We start from the raw sequence: 22,499 nt of genomic DNA, 5'->3' as shown, positions 1-22,499 counted from the left end.
TTCGTGAAGATACGCTGCCACTGTTATCTGATAGAAAGAATAAAATCGTTTACGTTTATCAGCAATTACGGGTAACTCCCACTATCCCATGCGTGCAATTAAATGCTGAAACTTAATGACCAGCAAGCGATCACTAATAATCGCCGACGGCTATTTTGCTTAATTAGGCCGAAAAAAATGGCCAGCTAATAATAAACCAATACATGCTATCAACTATTTTAACTGTTAAAATTTGCTGACCGCAGTAATTATCAGTATAAGAATTACTCATCCAAAAATTCGATGTCTTGGGGATTCAATCGAAGCAATCCTTTACAAGAGCCGCTGCTTTAAATTATGATCGCGTAAAATCACGCATTTTTAAAATATTTCTTGCGTGTTAAAATTTGACTTCTTAGTTTTAGTAAAACCTAATACGCTTACATGAAATTTAACTCCCGATACAATAACCCAGAGTTTGTTTCTTATGAATTACTAACCGCACTTGGCGCCAAGGTATCAGCAGAGGAAGTAAATGAAGAACTGGAAATACACCCTGATTATCCTAATTTATTAGCTATAAACGATGTTCTTAATAATTTTGGTGCTGAAGCCGGGGCGTACAGAATACAACCTGATGATCTGCCGGATGTTCCTTGCCCGTTTATAGCACACACCACAAAGCCAGGGCATGAGTTTATGCTGGTAAAGAGGGTAACCGGTGGTATGCTTACCGTAATAAGCGACAATAGCGGCAGCCATAAAATGAATTTAAAGGAATTTAATGACATTTTTGATGGTGTTGTACTGGTGCCCGAACATAACGGTGAAACACACAAACCGCAATCTAAAAGCGCATTCCATTTTAACCAGGTAAGCGGAAATATCATCGCGGCTCTAATTTGTGTTCTAATAGCAGGAGGCATTTTTCTACTTGTAAATAATATCAACATCTGGCAGTCAGGCGCTTTGCTTATTGTAAAAACGGCTGGTTTGGCTGTTTCAATTTTGCTATTGGTACAAAGCATCGATAAAAATAACCCTCTCGTACAAACCTTGTGCGGGGGCGGTGGTAAAACAAATTGTAACGCCATTTTATCGTCGAAGGCGGCTAATGTAGTTAAGGGTTTAAGCTGGAGTGATGTTGGCTTCTTTTACTTTGCCGGTACCTGGTTAGCAGTGCTATTCTCAGGTAACAATTTAGCCAATCTGCAAGTGCTTGCCGTATTGAATATTTTGAGCTTACCTTATACTTTTTACTCCATATACTACCAAGCCAGGGTTGCCAAACAATGGTGCCTGTTTTGCTGCGTTACACAAGCTTTGTTGTGGCTGGAGTTCGGCTCATTTATAACATTGTTCAATCAGCCGTTTAATATTCCTGCTGCAAGCGGATTTGTCATTATAGCTTTGTGTTTAGCGCTCCCGGTTACTGGCTGGCTACTGCTTAAGCCGCTACTGCTACAAAACCAGCAGGGAACTATCATCAAAGAGCAGCTTCGAAAGTTTAAATACAACCAGGAAGTTTTTAGCAACCTGTTAAAAGAGCAACCAAAATATGCGCTGCCGCATACCGACTGGAGCATCGTCTTAGGTAATGTGGAGGCGGATAACATCATCACAATGGTAAGCAATCCATATTGCCCACCCTGTGCTAACACACACAGCGTGCTTGATAAATGGCTTGATACTAATTTGGGTATTCAAGTGAGGTTGGTTTTTACTGCCAGTAATTACGATGGCGATATAAAAACGCCGGTTACACGACACTTTATGGCGCTTGCCGACCAGAAAGACGAAGCAGCAGTTAAACTTGCACTGCATGATTGGTATGAGCAAAAACAAAAAAGCTATGAGGCCTGGGCAAATAAGCACCCGGTAACACTTAACGAAAACCAGTTTTACAAATTAGAAAAACAGCGTGCCTGGTGCGATATGGCAGATATAAAAGCCACGCCCACCATTTTGGTAAACGGACACCGCTTACCTGATGCTTACCGTATACAGGATATAAAATACCTGCTGGCACAGCAATAAAGATACTTCTCGCGAAAGTAAAGGAGCATACACTTTAAAAATGAATGCAGCCTAAGTTGCCGGGGCGTGGTTTCGGCAAAGATAACTAAATTATAATTTTTTGTTTTATGTCTAAATTTATGAAACTCTCGAGAGTAGAGATGAAAAATGTTATGGGTGGAGTGGCACAATGTACTTTAACTGTTTCTGGCCCAAACTACAGTAATCCGCAAACTATCGCTACGAGCGCAAGTAATTCAAGTGAGGCAAATGATCGCTGTGTGGCTTTAATTATGGATCCTGGTAATGGGGTTTATCACTGTGGCTACAGCTGTGGTGGTGGCAATCCGTCATAATTTTAAAAGGAGAGGGAGTGTAGTTTCCCTCTCCTTAATCTTTTTAACAACTCTAAATGAAAAGATACTTTTTATTATTCCTTTTACTACAGCTAACAGTAGTATCCGTGTGGAGTAAGCCCGTTAAAACTGCTGCAAACTCCAATTATGTTACCATTCTATTTAGTTTATCTAAACAAGAAACCATTTCATTTCAATACTATGATAGTTTGTTCAACTTTCATACGCTTGTATTTGATAATGAATCATCTAAAGATAGTGTAATAACCAAAAAAATATATTCCGCTCATCCGATTTCTTGGTCATATGGTATTTTAAACGACGATTTAAAAGGCGACTGGAAAATCATGTACTATGTGTTTCTTGCACAGCCCGGCGACAGCCTATACCTGTCTTATAAAAACAAACCCTTTTTAAACACCAGTCGTTGTAAACCTAACAACATAATTGCTGAAAAACCGGTATCTTATTACAGTAATGTAAAGCCGCATGCTGCTAAACCAGGCAATCAATCAAAAAATGATGCCTGGCTTTCTTTTCTTCAATATTTTAATGAAAAATATGAAGAAGAACTCAAGGAAATTAGTGCTGATGTTATTTCACGCGGGCTTAATGAAACTAATGATGAAAATCGCCGATTGATCTGTCGGATTCATTATTATAAAAAGCTTTTTGACTGGTTATGGCAAGGGGACGGAACGTTTTTCCCACCTGCAGCAACTTTATTAGGAAGCCGATTAACTGAAATAAAAGATATTATTAACGATAAAAATCTATTTATTACAAACGAATTATTGGATGTCATTGATGGTTATGTCAGGCTGAAGCTTATTAAGCAAAACAAGGATTTTTCAAACGGAATAAATATTTATAACGCCGCAGCTAACGAAGATCTCGGTAAATATAAATCCGGTTATTTAAATGTGTGTCTTAAAAAAAGTCCTGTAAAAACTGGAGCTGCATATAGCGCTATTTTGCAGGATTATCGGCAGCGCTATGTAAACACAGCCTACATTGGCGCGTTAGACAGCCTCGCACACAACGCCCTTAAATATTTTCCTTTAAATAACAAGCTACTTTCATCGAATGGAGTAATCATCGACTTTAAAAAAGTGATTGATGAACCTGCACGATATACCTTTATTGATTTTTGGGCGAGTTGGTGTTTACCTTGCCGGCAGCAATTACCCCTTTTACACAAAATAAAGCAGAAATTAGGCAAATATCCAATAAAATTCATTTCCGTAAACCTGGACGAAAAACCGGAGGCCTGGAAAGAAGCGTCTAAAAAAGATGCCCTTTATCTCACAGAAAACAATTTTTATTTGCTACCTCATCTAAAAAAAGAATTAGTAAGTAAATTAAAAATGAACTTGATACCAAGATATATCGTGTTGAAAGGCTCCCAAATATTAGCTGCTGATTTTTACCAACCGGTTGAGCCGGCGTTTGAAAAAGAATTAATTATGCTTTTAAACTTCAACCATTAATACTTTATCACCAGCTATGCCATTCCCCTTTTACAAACAACCTGATCAAATGGATTGCGGCCCTACCTGCCTGCGCATGGTGGCAAAGCATTTCGGCCGTAATTTTAAGATCCAAACGCTAAGGCAGCTTTGCGAGATCAACCGCGAGGGGGTATCGCTTCTGGGCATCAGTGATGCGGCAGAAAAGATAGGTTTTCGCTCTTTGGGGGCAAAGCTAAACCTGCGCGATTTAAAAGAAGCGGAATTACCCTGCATACTGCACTGGCGGCAGAACCATTTTGTGGTACTTTATAAAATAAAGAAAAACAAATACTACATAGCCGACCCGGGAAGCGGCCTGGTAACCTTAAGCGAGGCAGATTTCAGCAAAAACTGGATCTCAGATGTTGAAGCTAACGAAGGTATTGCCCTGCTGCTGGCACCAACCCCTTATTTTTACGAGCAGGAAGATGAAAAGAATACTTCCGTTACCTGGAGTTTCTTGCTACGGTACCTGGTTGCTTACAGGCAATTGATCATACAACTTTTGTTCGGCTTGGGTATCGGCAGTTTGCTGCAGCTGATAACGCCATTCTTAACACAGTCGGTGGTAGATATTGGTATCAATACACGTAACCTCAATTTTGTATATATTGTTATCATTGCCCAGGCGATGCTCATTATAGGCAGGGTAAGTGTAGAGTTTATCCGCTCGTGGATACTACTGCACATCAGCACACGGGTTAATATCTCTATCCTTACGGATTTCCTTATCAAACTCATGAAACTGCCCATCAGCTTTTTTGATACCAAAATGACGGGCGATATCATGCAGCGCATGAACGATCAGCGGCGCATAGAGAGCTTTATTACCGGCTCAACGCTTACCACGCTGTTTTCCATGTTCAACCTGGTCATTTTCTCCGTGGTGCTGGCCTATTACAACGTTGTAATATTTTTTGTATACCTGGTAAGCAGTGCGCTTTACACCGGTTGGATAATGGCTTTTTTAAAACGCCGCAGGGAGCTTAATTACAAAAGTTTCGAGATATCCGCCAAAAATCAAAGCAGCGTTGTGCAGCTTGTAAGCGGCATGCAGGAGATTAAATTAAATAACTGCGAACAGCAAAAGCGCTGGGAGTGGGAACATCTGCAAGCGCGCCTTTTTAAGTTTAATGTTAAAAGTTTAGCTTTAAGCCAATACCAGCAAGGCGGGTCTACATTTATCAATGAGGCTACCAATCTGGCCATCACCTTTCTAAGTGCTAAAGCTGTAATAGATGGCCAGCTTACTTTAGGTGCTATGATGGCTGTACAATATATCATCGGTCAGCTTAATGCGCCGGTACAACAATTTTTAACATTTATCCAGAACTTTCAGGATGCACGTATCAGCCTGGAACGCCTTAACGAGATACATGAAATGGCCGACGAAGAGCCAATCGAACGGGAGTTTAATCATAGCCTACCGCAAAATTTAAGTATCAGCCTTAATAACCTTACTTTCAGATACCCGGGGGCGGGTAATGAACCCGTTTTGCAAAATATAAGCCTGGAGATACCGCAAGGCAAAACCACGGCAATTGTTGGCATGAGCGGTAGTGGCAAAACCACCATCCTGAAGCTCTTATTGCGTTTTTACGAACCCAACGCCGGAGAAATAAAAGTTGGCGGACAGCTATTGAGTAATATTGGCTTTAAGCGTTGGCGTAACGCATGTGGTGTAGTAATGCAGGACGGCTTCATCTTCTCAGACACCATTGAGCGGAATATTGCTGTAGGCAATGATCATCCTGATAAGGCTAAACTTGCTCACGCTATCAATGTCGCCAACATCCAGGATCTGATAGACGGCTTGCCGCTGGGACTCAAAACAAAAATAGGTGCTGAGGGGAATGGCATAAGCCAAGGACAGCGGCAGCGGTTGCTGATTGCCCGGGCAGTTTACAAAGACCCGGAATATCTTTTCTTCGATGAAGCCACCAACGCGCTGGATGCTAACAACGAGAAGGTGATCATGAATAATATGCAATCTTTTTTCACTGGCCGTACGGTGGTGATTGTGGCGCACAGGTTAAGTACAGTTAATAATGCTGACAACATTATTGTGCTGGAACAAGGCGCCATTATAGAACAAGGTAGCCATAAGCAATTAACTGCGCTTAAAGGCAAGTATTATGAACTGGTAAAAAATCAATTGGAGTTAGGTGCCTGATAAGTTTAATATGCCATTAAATAACGACATAGCAACATCCGCGCGTCATAGCGACGATATGCAGGATATCATCACAACGGTGCCATCATGGGTACTGCGATGGGGCACAACCGTGTTTTTCTGCACCTTAGTTTTGATCTTAAGCCTATCTGCACTTATCCGATACCCGGAAATCGTTAAAGCGAAGCTCAGCATCACGTCGCCGAATGTGGCAAAACCCGTGATACCCAAAATTACCGGCAGGTTAAGTAAATTACTTGTACAAAATAACCAGACTGTAAAAGCCGGCCAACCACTTGCCTATCTTGAAAGCACGGCAGATCATGCTCAGGTATTGCAACTCATAACTTCATTAACGCAGCTGCGGCAACAGTTTACATCAGGAAACATTATTGCTGCTGATCTTTATGCGGCTAAACATTTCGATCAGCTTGGCGAATTACAGGGCGCGTTTCAAACCTTCAGTCAGTCCTTGTTGTCTTACAATACTGCGGTACAAAGCGGTTTCCTGCTTAAAAAGCGGAATTACCTGCTCAACGACATTACCAGCCTTAATAAACAGGCCGAGCAATTAAATAGCGAACGTACATTGCAACAACGCGATCTTGCGCTGGCAGAAGAAGACTTTAAAGTGCACCGCAAACTGGCAGATCAAAAAGTTGAAACACCTTCAGAGTTAAGGCAGCAGGAAAGTAAATATCTCGCCCGCAAATCGCCTTTGATACAAACTGATGCAGCTATCATAGCTGCCAAGACCAATTTATTGGCCAAGCAAAAAGAGATATTAGAACTGGATAACCAGGTTTCCGAGGAGAAGGCCAAATTTTCGCAGGCACTGAACAGCCTCATTAGCCAGGCCGAAGACTGGAAAAATAAATACGTGTTAACCGCTTCTGAACAAGGAAAGATCTCTTTCGCCGGCAATATCCAACGAAATCAAATGGTGTCGCCATCTGCAGATGTATTTTACATTAATACCGGTAACGAGAAATATTTCGGTGAGATGAATATCCCGCAAGATAACCTGGGGAAGGTTAGGCAAGGACAGCAGGTTTTGGTGAAACTACGCAGCTACCGCTTTGAGGAATACGGCATGCTTAGGGGGCGTATAAGTTATATTGCTGATGTGCCTTACAAAGACAGCGTTTTTATTTCGAAGGTAAGTTTTGAAGCCAAAAGCTCCGATATGAAAAAGCCTATACAGCTAAAACAGGGTATGGTTGCCGATGCTGATATTATCACAGAAGATGCCACACTTCTGCAAAGGCTTACAAGAAATATTGTAAGGGCAATGAACTCTCAGTAAAGGCCAGCGCTTCAACATTATTATTAGATGCGCAGTTGTAGAGGTTAGCTCTTGATATATAATAGTCTTGGGCATGTTGTTTTAGCACGTCAGCGAGTACATCTGCAGCTTTTTTACGATAAGCACTAACCGGCCAGGTTGTCATTTTAATGGCTTTTAGATCAGGGAACTGGCTTACCGAAGAACCCATGAATACGGTACATCACTTTCCGGTATTTACTAACTGCAGCAGCATATTATGTCGTTTACTTTGATCTTTACATTCAGCGACTTTTGATGTTTACTAACGATCTTGTTTGTGATTGGCTTAATAAACAGTGATTGTAACTTGTGACTAAGCCTTATAAGAAATTAGATCTAAGTGCTGCGATCCTTAACCTAAAAAATTATCTCAAGTTTTGAACTTGCCGTCCCATCTAATGTAAAAAGCTTAAATTTGAAATTGTTTATTACGAAACTACTTAGATTTCGTTATCAATGTCACTTCGTTCGAATCTTGTTTTAGTCATTTTGTTCTCGTTCATTTTTTGCGCCTTAAAAGGGCGTGGACAGGGCCTGCAATTCAATTCTAACGATAGTCTCATGAGCAGGCGTACTTCCTATACCGTGTTTAGGGAAGCTCCCACCTTTCATGATAGCTTTGAAATGGCGTTTGATCTGTCCCTTTGGGATAACGATCACCTGGGGTATGTATTTAACATTACAGATACAAAAAATAATTCCTATAGCTTAACCTACATCTATAATCATAATGGTTCGCCCACTCTGAATTTTAATATTGATAGCAAAAGCAATAAAATAGAGATACCGCTTGATATCGATCTGCTTAAGCGGCGCAAATGGATGAAGGTTAAGGTGATTGTTGATCTTCTGAAAAATAGCGTCGGCATTATTATCAACGGCAAATCTTATCAGGCAAAGGGTTTCGGGTTCGATAAAAGTATTACGCCCAAAATAACTTTCGGGCTAAATTCACACTACTCAGATGTGCCTAAAATGGCAATCAAAGATCTTACGGTAACCAGCGGTGGTGATCTTTATCATTTTCCGCTTGATGAGTGGAAGGGAAATATTGTACATACTGATGAAGGCGACCCTTTGGGTTTTGTTGATCATCCTAACTGGCTTATTAATGGATCTTTCTTTTGGGCATTAAAGTTTAAGCGGAATTTTAAAGAAGTAGCAGGGCTTAATTTTAACGATGCCACGCAACAATTACTAATGTTCAAAAGCGATTCTGTAGTGCGCTACAATCTACAATTGGATGCCATAGATGCTAAACCATACGCCAACCCCAACCCGATAAAGCTGTTCCTGGGTAAAAGTTTTTTAAATGCAGATCAAGGCAAGTTGTACGAATACGAAGTGCAGCCGCGAGATACCGCCAGTAGTATTGTATCGCTTAATTTAAATACGCTTACATGGGAACGCATTGGTAAAGCCACCACTAAAGAGCAACGGCACCATCATAATATGTTCTTTGATAATACGGGCAGCAATTTTTATATTTTTGGCGGTTATGGGTCCTTCTCTTACCACAATGATTTTCTGGCGTATAATAAAGCGGCCGACACATGGGAAACCTTAAGTTTTAAAGGCGACACCATTTTGCCAAGATTTTTCTCTGGCAGCAGCAAGGCTAACAATAAAAACGAGGTTTACATTTTTGGCGGCTATGGAAACCAATCTGGAAACCAGATTGTTGGGGGGCGGCACTTTTATGACCTTTACAAGGTTGATCTCAATAACCGAACCATCAAAAAGCTTTGGGAGATCGATCCTTCAGGAGAGTCCTTTGTGTCAGCCAACAATCTTATCGTTTCAAAAGATGGCAAGTATTTTTATGCCCTTTGCTATCCGCACGAGAAACCTAAAACAGCACTGCGTTTATATAAATTTGCTATTAAAGATGGGTCGTACGAAGTAGTAAGTGGTGTTATTCCGGTAACGTCAGAGCGTATTGAGAGTGATTTTAATTTGTTCTACGATGCTAAGCAGGACGAGTTTATTTGCACCGCACAGGAATTTACCTCGCCCGATCAATCTTCCATCCGAATCTATACCCTAACCGCCCCGCCAATAAAACAGAGCGTGTACCTGGCATCTTTAAAGCCCGAAAACAGAGGCATGAGAAGCCAATACAAATACATCATCTTCGGTGCACTATTATTGTTTATAGGCTTTTCAGGTATCTATTTAGTCAGAAAAAGGAGGCATAGTAAAGTACCGCTAAAAGGCGAAGATGATATTTTACCTTCTTATAAAATTAATGCAAAAGACACTGAGAAAAGGCCTGATAGCGTATACCTTTTTGGTGAGTTTACGGCTTACGATAAAGCTGGAAAAGATATTACGTATTTATTCAGTCCTAAGATCAAACAGCTTTTTATCTTGCTGCTATTGAACAGTAAGGATGGACAAGGGGTCGTCTCTAAAAAGATATCAGCCACACTTTGGCCTGATAAGGAAATAACCAAAACCAAAAATATCCGCGGTGTAACCATTAATCACCTGCGCAATATTATTGCAGATATAAATGGCCTGGAGCTAACATTTGTTAATGATACCTACTGCTTTGTATTGAGTAACGGCTTCCGGTGCGACTATTTTACGTTAGTAGGTGAGTTTGATCGTTTGCAACGCGGCGAAATATCAGCAGAGCAGTTAGTTGAAGAACAGTTTGGGTTATTTGCCCGCGGATCTTTATTGCGTGATGTTCCTGAGAACTGGCTGGATGATTTTAAACAAAATTTTGAGGAACAGTTGCTCAGCGTTGTCATTCCCGAAGTGAAGCGTATATATGAAACCGGCCGTTACAAACAGGCTCTTGAACTTGCGCGTATTGCGCTCAATATGGATCCATTCAACGATGTTGCCATTAAGTACAAATTAAAGGCGGTACGCAGAATAAAAGGGGTGGAGCAGGCACGTAAAACTTACGATGATTTTGCGGCGGATTACGAGCGATCATTAGGCAGCCTATACGCCATCCCGTTTGATAAGATCTGTAAATAATGTCTTCGTGCTTTACTGATTAATTTTCCGGTTAAAATTACTGTGGTTAACAAAAAATATAGGTTATTAACCCTTTTGTTAACCCATCTCTTAATACACCACAGTTTATACTTGTTCACCGGTTAACCAATTACAGGCCGTAACCAGGGCTTGCCTGCCGGCACTTATAAACCAATTTTAACCAATTAATCTATGGATGAAAACTCTACCAATTATGGTGTACGCCATTGCGCACGCTATGTTGCAAAACTGAAGGGGAGTATGGCATGTGGCCTGCTGTCGTTTTGGCTTTTGCTGCTGTGCATTAACGTAAATGCACAAACTATACCGGTTACAGGTGTAGTGTCAGACCAGTCGGGTGTTCTGCCCGGTGTGTCTGTTGCCATTAAAGGAACTACAACAGGTGCTGTTACGGATGTTAACGGCAAATATACCCTCAATGTAACCGGCGGCCAAAAGCTTGTATTCAGTTTTTTGGGCTATGCTACACAAGAGATTGTTTACAGTGGCCAAAAGCAATTGAATGTAAAGCTTGCAACAAATGCTTCAACTCTAAATGAAGTTGTTGTTGTAGGTTATGGTACGCAACGCAAAGCCACGCTTACCGGGTCGGTAGCCAGTGTTACCGGAAGCGAGATCACCACAACTAAAAACGAGAACGTATTAAACTCTTTAACCGGTAAAGTTGCAGGCTTAAGGGTAACACAAAATTCAGCCGAACCCGGCTCATTCGATAACTCTTTCAGTATACGTGGTTTCGGCGACCCGCTTGTGGTGATTGATGGTGTTCCCCGCGATAACATTACTCGCCTGGATCCGAATGACATTGAAAGTGTATCAGTGTTGAAAGATGCCTCTGCGGCTATTTATGGTGTTCGTGCGGCAAATGGTGTGATATTGGTAACTACCAAACGAGGTAAAAAAGGAACGCTTGAACTTAATTACTCCGGTACTTACGGCTTACAGGTACCATCCGGCTTGCCTAAACCCGTTGGCGCATTAGATTTTATGACGCTGGTTAACGAACAGCTATTGCACAACGTTAACGGCGGCCAGGTAAAATATTCCCAGGCAGATTTTGATGCCTTCCGTAACGGTACCCGCACAAGTACAGATTGGTACTCGCCGGTTATCAAAAACAGTGTACCGCAATCGCAGCACAACTTAAATGCAATGGGTGGCAGCGACAATACCAACTACTTTGTAAGTATGGGTATTACACAGCAAGATGGTTTTTTGCGCAGCAACGATCTCAACTACAAACGTTACAATCTGCGCTCTAACTTAACTACCCACATCACCAAAAACTTAAGTGTTGATGTAAACATTAACGGAACGCTTGATGAGAAAAATCAGCCTTATCAGGATGCATGGTGGATCATCCGCTCGTTCTGGCGCCAGGTACCAACGCAGCCAATCTACGCTAACAACAATCCGGCTTATTTGAACATTGGCGAGGTTGATGGCAGTAACCCGGTGGCACTTGCAGATGCAGATGTGAATGGTTACCGTAAGTACACTAACCGCTGGCTGCAATCGCAGGTATCTGCAACATGGGAAATACCTTATGTGCAGGGCTTAAGTGCTAAAGGTTTGTTTGCTTATGATTACTATCACTCTAACAATAAGCTTTACCAAAAAACTTATAATCAGTACAGCTACGACGCCAACAGCGATACATACAGGCCCACGGCCTACCAGTCGCCGGCAACTATCCGTACTGAGTCGTTTGAGCGCCCGGGCACACTGATGCAGTTATCATTAAATTACGATCATACGTTTGGCGATCACAGCTTTACTGGTTTGTTGTTATATGAAGAGAACCACCGCCAGCAGGACAACTTTTATGCACAGCGTGAGCTATCCTTGCCTGTAGATCAAATATTTGCCGGTAATGCACAAAATCAGATAGGTTCTGCCAACATCGGCGACATCTACGACTATGTGAATAAATCGGTAGTTGGGCGTATCAATTACAACTACAAATCCAAATACCTTGCAGAGGTCAGCTTCCGTCAGGACGGCTCATCGCGATTCTCGCCAACAAAACGCTGGGGCTTTTTCCCGGCAGCATCTTTGGGCTGGCGTATAACCCAGGAAGATTTCTGGAAAAATAGTGGTCTTTCGTTCATCAATGACCTGAAACTAAGGGCGGCTTACGGTAAAGTAGGTGATGATTCTGCCCTGGCCTACCAGTTCCTCACCGGTTACCGTTATCCCGCCAATGGCTCTAACAACCAACTGCCGCCAGGCTCAGTGTTTGATGGCACGTTTGTGAACGCCGTTGAAAACCTGGGTATAGCTAACCAAAACCTTACCTGGTTCAATGCCGAAACCTACAACATCGGTTTGGATGCCGAAGCCTGGAATGGATTAATAGGTGCAACCTTTAACGTTTTCAGGCGCGATAGGTCAGGCTTGTTAGGTACGCAGATCTTAAATTTGCCAAGTGTGGTAGGTGCAACCCTGCCACAGGAAAACCTGAACAGCGACCGCACCCAGGGTTTTGAGATCGAGTTGAGCCACCGCAATCATATCGGTGCATTCAATTACAACATCCGGGGTAATGTTGCCTATGCACGCACGCAAAACCGCACCGTTGTACAGGCGCGTTTCGGCAACTCACAGCTTAATTGGCACAATAACCAGAATAACCGCTGGAACAATATTTACTGGGGCTACGGCGCTGGAGGCCGCTATACAAACTACCAGGATATCTTGAACAACAACCAATTCGTATCACGCAACGCAGTGGTAGGGGATTACATTTACCAGGATTGGAACGGCGATGGACAGATCACCGGCGACGACGTACACCCAATAGCTTACAACAGCGCTCCACTAACAAACTTCGGTTTAACCATTGGTGGCTCTTATAAAGGGTTCGATTTTAACATGGTTTGGCAGGGTGCTACCGGTGTTACGGTATCATACCAGGAACAATTAAACATTCCACTATGGGGAGGGGGCAGCGCATTAGCAATGTTTATGGACAGGTATCACCCAACAGACCCCAATGCCGATCCGTACAACCCTAACACGGTATGGACGCCGGGCAACTATGCTTTAACAGGAACCACTGCCGATGTTAATTCGATGTTCAACATCCAGGATGCATCTTATGTAAGGTTAAAATCTGCTGAAATAGGTTACAGCCTATCTCCCGGCGCGATCAAAAAGATCGGTATCAAAGGCGCGCGGATCTTTGTTAACGGTTATAACGTGCTGACGTTTACAGGTGTCAAGTACCTTGACCCTGAGCACCCATCATCAACCTATGGTTACCTGTACCCGCTTAATAAGACCTTCTCATTAGGTGTTAATGTTAAGCTTTAAACTTTACCAACATGAAAAAAACGATATACACCGTACTTTGCTTTTTAATATGCTGGACAACGGCATGTAAAAAGCTTGATGTACCGCCAATAAATATTATACAGGATAAAGACGTATTAAGCAACGCTGGTGGCGTGCAAGCTTACATGGCCCGCCTTTACGCACAATTACCCATTGAGGACTTCAGATATTCACCCGAGAGAGGTTTAAATTTCTTTTGGATCATCAGTCCTTTCCCTGCCGTTACCGGCGAGGCGCTTAGCCGCGACCAGCGTGGTGCCATGCAGGAAAATGTAAACGAATCGCCATGGGCGGATTGCTACAGGCTGGTACGAGATGTAAATTACTTCTTAGAGAATATAGACCAGTACAGCAGTAATTTTAGCGAGGCCCAAGTTAACTCATGGAAAGGTGAGGCACGCTTCATACGTGGCGCAACTTACTTCGCCCTGGTTAAACGTTACGGTGGTGTGCCTTTGGTTGATAAGGTTTTGCAATACCCAACCAGCGATCTGGCAGGGTTAAACATGCCCCGCGCTTCCGAAGAAGCAACTTATGATTTCATTGCTGCCGATTTGGATTACGCTTATCAGAATATGAGCGAAACCAATCAGGCCGGCCGGGCAAATAAATATGCTGCTGCAGGCTTTAAATCAAGGGTAATGTTGTTTGCAGGTTCTATTGCCAAGTACAACAATATTACTTTGATTGATGGTGGCGCCCGCATATGTGGTATCCCATCATCAAAAGCGGTTACTTACTTCAAAGCCGCTTACGATGCTGCCAAACTGCTTGATGGAAAATACAGCCTTTATAAGAAAACATGGGCAGCAGGCGACAAAGAAGCACAATATCAAAACTTTGTTAACTTGTTTTTTGATGCCAGCAGCCCGGAGTATGTTTTTGTAAAACAATATCACTACCCTGAGTCGGTGCATGGTTATGATGCCTACAATGTTCCGCGCCAGCTGATGGGTGCAAACGGTTACTCCGCAGAGGTTAATCCAACGCTTGATTATGTTGAACTTTTTGATGGCTTGCCTAAAAACAGCGACGGTACATTAAAAACTACCACTGCCGGTAAGTACGATCTGTACACCAACACCATGGACCTGTTTGCGAACGCTGAGCCGCGTTTAAGGGCAACCGTTATTTTACCCGGCGACCAATTTAAGGGTCAAAGTATCGAGATCCGCCGTGGTATCTATACCGGCAGTTCTGCGGGTGGTATCAGTCCATTATTACCGGCCGGTTCAACAGCAAATTATCCAACTACTAACATTGTTCAATCTTCAAACGCAAACCAAACGCCGTACAAACTATCCGATGGCACAACCATGAACCCTGCAGGCCTTAGCGGTATATTCACAGGCGATGGTACATGTGCTATCTCGGGCTTTTCTATCCGCAAATGGTTGGTGCCGGATAAACCTACATCAGAAGTTTTGGAGAACCGTTCTGACCAAACCTGGATAGAAATGCGTTATGCCGAAGTGCTTTTGAACTATGCGGAAGCTGCTTGGGAGCTAAACAGCCTTGGGCAAAGCGGCACTTATTTATCTGACGCGATGAACGCTATTAACCAGATACGTGAACGCGCAGGCGCAACACCGCTTACAGGTGCGGGCGATCTGCTAACTGTTGACACTATAAGGAAAGAAAGAAGGAAAGAACTTGGTTTTGAAAACAAAATATGGTGGGATATGCGCAGATGGAGAACTGCCGATAAAGAGCAAAATGCAACATTGTACCGTGTGCTGATGCCGTTTTACTCTGCCAATGATAAGAAGTACTTCTTTGATGCCCGTACTGATGAGCGCAATGTAAGATACACTTTCGATGTGCGCTGGTACTATGAGCAGATCCCTAACGGAGAGATACAAAAAAGCCAGAAGTTAGTTCAAAACCCAGGTTATTAATTTAAAGTCCATGAAAAAGAGATTATATTCCATAGCTGCATGCGCCATAGCTTTATTAGCTGCATCGTGTAGTAAATTAGATAATTACGAGGATCCTAAGGAGACCTTAAAGGGCAGCGTGATAGATGCCGGTACGGGTAAAACCGTACAGACCGAACAAGGCAGTGGTACGCGTATTAAACTGCTTGAGATAAGCTGGAGCGATAACCCTACGCCATTTTATATTGCCTCGATGCAAGATGGTACATACAACTATACTAAGCTTTTTAAAGGCACCAATAAAATAAGTGCGGAGGGGCCATTTGTGCCTTTGGTACAAACGGACAATACCGGCGCTACGGTTGTTGATAAAAGCCAAACGGTTGAAATAAATGGTACGAAGACCGTAGACTTTCAGGTTGAGCCTTTTCTGCGTATAGAGTGGGTGGGCGAACCAACCGTAAACTCAGACGGAACCATTACGGCAAGCTATAAGATAACCCGTGGTACTAACGATCCTAACTTTCAGCAAAATGTAACTGATCTGCGGTTATTTGTTAACTCAAATAAATATGTTGGTAACAATAACTTTGATGATCGTTATTCTACGCAGGTAAACTTCAATGGATCAGATGCTAACGTAACTTTAGGTCAAACGGTTACCATCACTACAAAGGGTGGCCCGCTGCCTAAAACACGCCAATATTTCATTCGCGTAGGTGCCCGTATCGATTATGGCCTTAAATACTACAACTACTCTGATGTAAAAACAGTAACCGTACCTTAATCTGCCTGTTAATACCAGCCCTGCGCGGTGCGGCGCAAGGCTGGTTTACAACTATCTTTAACTATGAAAAAACTACTATTTACCTGTTCGTTGGCGGCGATGGTCGTTGGTGTTTCGGCACAAACAAAACAGTCGGTTGCTGCTAAACAGAAAACAGCTTTTCAAACCAGCAGCCCCTGGATGCCGGAAATTGATGTGCGGTCTGATATTGCCATTGTTTACGGCGTTAACGACAGGAAAGGGATGACCTTTGAGCAACGCGTACAGTCATGGCGGGACCATGGCTACCAAACGCAATTTATGACCGGTATTGCCTGGGGCAGTTACGAAGATTACTTTTTGGGCAGGTGGGATGGCATCAACCATCTCGGCGTTGGCCAGGTAACGCAAAAGGGTGATACCATTTTCCACGGTAAAAATATGCCTTACGTGGTGCCTGTAAAATCATTCATCGAGTATATGAAAACCGCTGTGGTTAAACGTGTGATAGATGCAGGCATTACCACCATATTTTTAGAAGAGCCTGAATTTTGGGCCCGTGCAGGTTACAGTGCACCTTTTAAAGAAGAATGGCAAAAGTACTATGGATTTCCATGGAAGCCACAGCATGAATCGGCGGAGAATACTTATCTCTCAAGTAAGTTGAAATACCATTTGTATTATGAGGCTATAAAGGATGTATCTAACTATGCAAAAGCTTATGGTAAAAGTAAGGGCAAAGCTATCAAAGTATTTATTGCTACACACTCGTTGGTCAATTACTCGTCGTGGCAAATTGTTAGCCCGGAAGCAAGTTTAGCCTCGCTGCCGGGTATTGATGGTTACATCGCCCAGGTTTGGACGGGTACCTCCCGCGAACCTACTTACTTTAACGGCGAGAAAAAAGAACGGGTGTTTGAGAATGCTTTTCTGGAGTACGGCTCAATGGTATCTATGACAGCACCAACCGGTCGCAAAATGTATTTTTTAACAGATCCGATAGAAGACTGGCCTCGCGATTGGGCCGATTACAAGAAGAACTATCAGGCAACTTTCACAGCTAAACTGCTGTACCCTATGGTTGCCGATTACGAGGTGATGCCATGGCCGGAACGTATCTACACCCATCCGTACAAAGTTGCCAACAGCGATGAGAAAGTGCTGATACCACAGTACTACTCCACGCAAATGCAAATAATGGTAAACGCTTTGAACAGCATGCCTCTATCAGCCAACAAGGTAACTGGCGTAAATGGCATTGGTGTGCTCATGAGCAATTCGCTAATGTTCCAGCGCTTCCCTACACATAACGGTTTCGAGGATCCACAATTTTCAAACTTCTATGGGCAAACACTCCCGCTGCTTAAGCACGGTGTGCCGGTACAAACCGTGCACATGGAAAACCTGAACTATGCTGCTACATTGAAGAATATCAAAGTATTAGTAGTTAGCTATTCGAACATGAAACCTAACTCGCCGGAGGTGCACCAGGCATTAGCCAAATGGGTTAAACAGGGTGGCATATTAATCTATACCGGAAAGGATGATGACCCTTACCAATCGGTAATGGAATGGTGGGATACTAAAGGCAATAACTTTAAATCGCCTTCAGAACATTTATTTAAACTTTTGGGTATTACACCGGCCAATGGTAAAGAAAAATATGAGGTTGGCAGAGGTGCTGTTTATGTGCTTCGCCAAAATCCTAAGGAGTATGCTATGCAAAGCAACGGTGACAGCCACTACATAGAAACAGTCAAACAAGCTTATGAAGCGGATGCCAAAGCCGGTAAGTTGGAATTTAAAAATAGCCTTTACCTGGAGCGTGGCGCCTACGACGTGATTTCGGTGTTGGATGAAAATGCGGACGCCAAACCTTATACCATTAAAGGGCCCGTAATAGATCTGTTCGACCCGCAACTGCCTGTGTTGGCGCAAAAGGTGATCAACCCGGGCGAGCAATCATTACTCTATAACGTAAACCGTGTAACCGTTAAAAGCAAACCGCAGGTTTTAGCCGCTGCCGCACGTGCTTATGATGAAAAGGTGCAGGGAAATACCTATTCATTCGTTGTAAAAAGTCCCGTTAAAACGCTTAACAGCATGCGTGTGCTTTTGCCTGCCAAGCCAAAGTCTACTAAAGTGACAGATGCTAAAGGGCAGCAAATTAAAGATGTAAAAACATCGTGGGACGAATCATCAAAAACTGTTTACCTGGGCTTTGCAAACAGCCCGGACGGAATAAAAGTGACCTTGAGTTGGTAAACTTTGGGGGTTGGTTTAAGGAAGGCTGCTCACTACCATACACGGTACATAGCGTGTATGCGTAGCGCAGCTTATTATCGCCCTGTTTTACCATTTAACATATATATCAAATTGAAAACTTAGATTCTTTTTTTACTACAGTTGAATGGCCACTTAGAAGCTGATCACTGCGTGAACATCAGAGCGGTTCAATATTTTTTCACGAATAAACACTTATCTACTTATGAAAAAAACATCCATGGTATTACTTACCGGCTTTTTGATAGCAGCGGCGAGCTGCAGCAAAGGCAATGAAGGTGTAAAGACGGAAACAACCAAACCAGGGAATAGCACAACAACAGATAGCCCTACATTTACCACCACAGATGCAACAACGGCGTATACGGCTTTTAACCGGTATTATTACAACCCAACCAAAAAGCTGTATTACGCCAATACGTTGCAAACCAATTTGGGGGCCATTTGGACACAAGCTATTTATTGGGATATGGCCATGAATGTTTATGAGCGTACAAAAGACCAATCGCAGATGGCGATGGTGAACGATATGTACCAGGGCGGTTTTAACGAATACGACGGTTATAATTGGGATAATACTACTACCTGGTTTATTTATGACGACATGATGTGGTGGGTAATGGCCCTTGCCCGTGCAAATCAATTAACGGGCAATGCTACCTACCTGCAAAAGGCAATCGCCGGGTTTGACAGGGTATGGAATGGCTCTTACGATCCCGTTGATGGCGGTATGTTTTGGGATTTTAAGCACAGCGGTAAAAACGCATGCATAAATTTCCCAACTGTGATAGCTGCAATGCGGTTGTACAAAATTACAGGTAACAAAACCTATTACGACAAAGCCTTATCTGTTTACCAGTGGGCAAAAACTAACTTGGTAAATTCAGACGGACGGGTTGCTGATCATAAAATAGGTAACAACGCGCCTGGGTATGAAGATTACACCTACAACCAGGGCACTGCCATTGGTGCGGCGATAGCTTTGTATAATGAAACTAAGAATTCTGCCTACCTTAACGATGCAAAGTTGATAGCGGATTATACAAAAAATAAAATGTGCACCAACAACATACTGCCTGCCGAAGGTGACTTCAACGAACAGGGTGTATTGAAGGCGATCTTTGCGCAGTATATCATGCAACTCATAAAAGATGCAGGGCAAACCCAGTATTTAAGCTGGATACGGCAGAACGTTGATGCCGGCTGGAACAACCGCGATAAACAGCGCGACCTTTGCTGGCGCAATTATGCCTTGCCGGCACCCACAGGCGTTGTGCAATCTTACGAGAGCAGCAGTATAGTAACGTTTATGCAACTGTGTCCGCCTGAATAATAGCAACAATGATTTTAACAGCGTAGCGCCACTACTTACTGTATTGACCGCATCCTATCAGGAAGAGCTTTTACGACTCTTGAAAATCGTGCTATTGAGTCGTCCTAAAATAGGTTGACAGGTTTTAATAAGATAAAGATAGTCCTTGTTGTTCAATTTCAGCAAGGACTTTTTGTTGATGAACGGTTTGCGGTGTTTGATAGTTTAAAGCCAGGTGTGGTTGTCGGTAGTTATAAAGTCCGACAGCTTCTTCGATCATTGTTTTAGCTTGCCTTATGTCTGCCGGTTTGATAACAAGCAACTCGTTTTTGATAATGCCGTTGATCCGTTCCGCTAAGGCATTCTGATTACAATCATATCCATCAGTCATCGATGGGGTAATATGATATTTAGCAAATAATTTCTGATACTGTGCCGAGCAATACTGTAAGCCCCTGTAGTGATGTATCAATGGGGCGTTGATCTGCTCGTGTTTGACTGCCATTTGCATAGCAGCAGCCACACCATCGGTATGTAAGCTCGGATGTAAATGATAGCCTACGATCTTTCTCGAATAGGCATCTGTGATCAGGCTGAGGTAAGCTGTTTCCGCTTTAGTGTCTATGTAAGTTATATCGCTCACCCATATCTCATTGGGTCTTGTTGCTGCTTTCCTGTTCTTAAGTAAGTTAGGATACTTATGTAACCAGTGTTTGGAATTAGTCGTTTTATGATAGGAATGCTTGGGTCTGATCAGCATATGTTCCGAGCGTAAAAAGTCGAATAAGGCATCCCTGCCTATTTTTATTCCCCTGCTCCTTATCTTTTCATCTAAGCGATAATACAGTTTACGTGTACTAAGCCTTGGCAGATGTATACGCTCTTTAATGACCTCAGCCTTTACCTGGCTAAGCTCCTGTATCCGCTTTTGTATACGCTGCTGTTTTTGATAGTAGCCCTGACGGCTTATCCCAAACAATCTGCAAGCCTTTGACAGGCTTACTATTCCTTTGGCTTTGAGCCTTTGGATCGCTTGGGTAAAGACTTTTTTGGCAAAGCAATGCCATGTTCATTTTTCAGGATCTCGAACATGGTCTTATAGATCACGTTCTTATCCTGCTCATCCTTTAAAGCTGCTTCCAGTTGTTTGATCCGCTGCTCCGGCGTTGGCTCTTTATCGTTATTCAAAGTGTATTGTTTGGGTAATGTCCAGTCTAAGGTACCATGTTTCCTTAACCAAACCAATACTGTACTTCTGCCTTGAATTCCGTAATGCTTTTGAGTCTTCTTGTACGTAAACTCGCCTTTTTCTACTTGTTGGACAACCTGCAACTTAAAGGCAAGGCTATAGTCGCGCTGGTTGCGCCTCTGTTCGTCTTTTACTCGTTTTTTTATATAAGTCAACTTAGCTGTCAACTTATTTCAGGACGGGACATATAAAACAAAAAAGCCCTCAAATATAATCTGAAGGCTTTCTTTTAGTGGGAGCAACAGGATTCGAACCCCATTTGCAATATGCTTATTTTCAGTTGTTTAAATCTTTCGCATGACGCTGGTACTCTTATGGGTACTCTGCCAATCAGGCAGCCTGAATTATTGCTAAGATAGATTTTTAGATAAAAAGAATCCAATCAAAAGCACAATTTCTTTTATTGCCCAAGAGGAACTTGGTTCTCAACATGGCGATGTTAGCAAAAGAGTAATCTTTGTATAGTATAATGCATATTTTTGTTAAATGAAAATAGATATCCTGTCTCTGATCAATCAATATAAAGCTCTTCACTTAGAGGATATTATAGACTATGAAAAATTTAACCTGATCGCGATTGATCACCATTCTACGCGTATCGAGGGATCAACACTTACGGAAGTGGAAGCCCAGGTCCTAATTAACGAAGGGCGTACACCTAAAGGAAAACCTTTGGAAGAAAGCCTGATGGTCAGAGATCATCATACTGCTTTGCTCTTTACACTTGAGGCTGCTAAAAAAGGGGATGCAATCAGTGTGGACTTGATACAAAAGATAAATGCAGAGGTGATGAAAAGTACAGGGAAAATTTACAACACAATGTTCGGTACCCTTGATTCCACCAAAGGCCTGTTTCGAAAAGGCAATGTGTCAGCTGGTAACACATACTTTCCAAATTATGACAAGGTTGAAAACCTGACCTCGGAACTTGTAAAATTAGTTCACAGCATGATGGGGCAAGATATTTCGATAGAAGAACAACTTAATCTTTCATTCGATGCGCATTATCACCTGGTTGCAATACATCCTTTCTACGATGGAAATGGCAGGACATCCAGATTGCTAATGAACTTTATTCAGGCTAAATATCGTCTTCCTTTGGCAATAGTGCACAGTGAAAACAAAGCTGCATATATCGAGGCAATTGTCAAGACTAAGGAGACGGAGGATCCGGAGCATTTCAGAATATTTATGCGTAGTGAATATATCTCATTGTTACTAAGTGAAATTGACAAGTATCAGGAGATGACTAAGCCTTCAAAAGGTAGGGGTTTCAGTTTTCTGATTTGATCTTAAGGC

13 protein-coding genes are annotated in these 22,499 nt (G+C 42.6%); 12 read left to right on the top strand and 1 reads right to left on the bottom strand.

Annotated elements, in window-relative coordinates:
* The first annotated feature begins 423 nt into the window (after window positions 1-423).
* From INP83_RS00510 to INP83_RS00460, 11 genes are all read left to right on the top strand, one after another.
* Window positions 424-2,016 (top strand): vitamin K epoxide reductase family protein, encoded by a 1,593-nt coding sequence (locus INP83_RS00510; RefSeq protein ID WP_219125891.1) that lies wholly within the window; start codon window positions 424-426, stop codon window positions 2,014-2,016.
* A 107-nt stretch (window positions 2,017-2,123) separates the two neighbouring features.
* Window positions 2,124-2,351, top strand: a complete 228-nt coding sequence (locus INP83_RS00505) for a hypothetical protein (protein WP_219125890.1) — start codon at window positions 2,124-2,126, stop codon at window positions 2,349-2,351.
* 56 nt (window positions 2,352-2,407) lie between these two features.
* A complete protein-coding gene (locus tag INP83_RS00500; protein WP_219125889.1) occupies window positions 2,408-3,841 on the top strand; it encodes a TlpA disulfide reductase family protein in 1,434 nt (477 codons plus the stop codon).
* A gap of 16 nt (window positions 3,842-3,857) precedes the next feature.
* Window positions 3,858-6,035: a peptidase domain-containing ABC transporter gene (locus tag INP83_RS00495; RefSeq protein WP_219125888.1), complete on the top strand. Its 2,178-nt coding sequence runs from the start codon at window positions 3,858-3,860 to the stop codon at window positions 6,033-6,035.
* A gap of 10 nt (window positions 6,036-6,045) precedes the next feature.
* Window positions 6,046-7,341 carry an HlyD family secretion protein gene (locus tag INP83_RS00490; protein WP_219125887.1) on the top strand — a complete coding sequence of 432 codons (1,296 nt, stop codon included), beginning with the start codon at window positions 6,046-6,048 and terminating at the stop codon, window positions 7,339-7,341.
* Between the two features lie 582 nt (window positions 7,342-7,923).
* Window positions 7,924-10,356: a kelch repeat-containing protein gene (locus INP83_RS00485; protein ID WP_219125886.1), complete on the top strand. Its 2,433-nt coding sequence runs from the start codon at window positions 7,924-7,926 to the stop codon at window positions 10,354-10,356.
* A 192-nt stretch (window positions 10,357-10,548) separates the two neighbouring features.
* On the top strand, window positions 10,549-13,692 hold the full coding sequence (locus tag INP83_RS00480) for a TonB-dependent receptor (protein ID WP_219125885.1): 3,144 nt from the start codon (window positions 10,549-10,551) through the stop codon (window positions 13,690-13,692).
* 11 nt (window positions 13,693-13,703) lie between these two features.
* Window positions 13,704-15,611 carry a RagB/SusD family nutrient uptake outer membrane protein gene (locus tag INP83_RS00475; protein ID WP_219125884.1) on the top strand — a complete coding sequence of 636 codons (1,908 nt, stop codon included), beginning with the start codon at window positions 13,704-13,706 and terminating at the stop codon, window positions 15,609-15,611.
* 10 nt (window positions 15,612-15,621) lie between these two features.
* Entirely contained in the window at window positions 15,622-16,377 is a 756-nt protein-coding gene (locus INP83_RS00470) for a DUF3823 domain-containing protein (RefSeq protein WP_219125883.1), read from the top strand.
* A gap of 63 nt (window positions 16,378-16,440) precedes the next feature.
* A complete protein-coding gene (locus INP83_RS00465) occupies window positions 16,441-18,621 on the top strand; it encodes a hypothetical protein (protein WP_219125882.1) in 2,181 nt (726 codons plus the stop codon).
* Between the two features lie 223 nt (window positions 18,622-18,844).
* The gene (locus tag INP83_RS00460) at window positions 18,845-19,972 is read left to right on the top strand and encodes a glycoside hydrolase family 76 protein (protein ID WP_219125881.1); all 1,128 of its coding nucleotides are present in this window, start codon (window positions 18,845-18,847) and stop codon (window positions 19,970-19,972) included.
* Window positions 19,973-20,096: 124 nt separating this feature from the next.
* On the opposite strand, the gene INP83_RS00455 is transcribed toward INP83_RS00460, so the two are convergent.
* Window positions 20,097-21,346 (bottom strand): IS3 family transposase gene (locus INP83_RS00455; RefSeq protein ID WP_219127505.1). Its coding sequence is split into 2 segments (ribosomal slippage): window positions 20,097-21,004 and window positions 21,004-21,346, totalling 1,251 coding nucleotides; the frame shifts between segments, so codons are not numbered across the junction.
* A 340-nt stretch (window positions 21,347-21,686) separates the two neighbouring features.
* Between INP83_RS00455 and INP83_RS00450 the strand changes: the two genes are divergently transcribed.
* The gene (locus INP83_RS00450) at window positions 21,687-22,490 is read left to right on the top strand and encodes a Fic family protein (RefSeq protein ID WP_219125880.1); all 804 of its coding nucleotides are present in this window, start codon (window positions 21,687-21,689) and stop codon (window positions 22,488-22,490) included.
* The last annotated feature ends 9 nt before the right edge of the window (window positions 22,491-22,499 follow it).

Source organism: Mucilaginibacter sp. 21P (genome assembly GCF_019331605.1).
Lineage (GTDB): Bacteria > Bacteroidota > Bacteroidia > Sphingobacteriales > Sphingobacteriaceae > Mucilaginibacter > Mucilaginibacter achroorhodeus.
This window is presented reverse-complemented; position numbering and strand designations above follow the sequence as displayed.

Excerpts from the sequence above, each read along its gene's own strand:
- INP83_RS00505 (WP_219125890.1), top strand. The coding sequence starts at position 2,124 with ATGTCTAAATTTATGAAACTCTCGAGAGTAGAGATGAAAAATGTTATG.
- INP83_RS00490 (WP_219125887.1), top strand. The coding sequence starts at position 6,046 with ATGCCATTAAATAACGACATAGCAACATCCGCGCGTCATAGCGACGAT.
- INP83_RS00500 (WP_219125889.1), top strand. The coding sequence starts at position 2,408 with ATGAAAAGATACTTTTTATTATTCCTTTTACTACAGCTAACAGTAGTA.
- INP83_RS00460 (WP_219125881.1), top strand. The coding sequence starts at position 18,845 with ATGAAAAAAACATCCATGGTATTACTTACCGGCTTTTTGATAGCAGCG.
- INP83_RS00475 (WP_219125884.1), top strand. The coding sequence starts at position 13,704 with ATGAAAAAAACGATATACACCGTACTTTGCTTTTTAATATGCTGGACA.
- INP83_RS00470 (WP_219125883.1), top strand. The coding sequence starts at position 15,622 with ATGAAAAAGAGATTATATTCCATAGCTGCATGCGCCATAGCTTTATTA.
- INP83_RS00510 (WP_219125891.1), top strand. The coding sequence starts at position 424 with ATGAAATTTAACTCCCGATACAATAACCCAGAGTTTGTTTCTTATGAA.
- INP83_RS00465 (WP_219125882.1), top strand. The coding sequence starts at position 16,441 with ATGAAAAAACTACTATTTACCTGTTCGTTGGCGGCGATGGTCGTTGGT.
- INP83_RS00485 (WP_219125886.1), top strand. The coding sequence starts at position 7,924 with ATGAGCAGGCGTACTTCCTATACCGTGTTTAGGGAAGCTCCCACCTTT.
- INP83_RS00450 (WP_219125880.1), top strand. The coding sequence starts at position 21,687 with ATGAAAATAGATATCCTGTCTCTGATCAATCAATATAAAGCTCTTCAC.
- INP83_RS00480 (WP_219125885.1), top strand. The coding sequence starts at position 10,549 with ATGGATGAAAACTCTACCAATTATGGTGTACGCCATTGCGCACGCTAT.
- INP83_RS00495 (WP_219125888.1), top strand. The coding sequence starts at position 3,858 with ATGCCATTCCCCTTTTACAAACAACCTGATCAAATGGATTGCGGCCCT.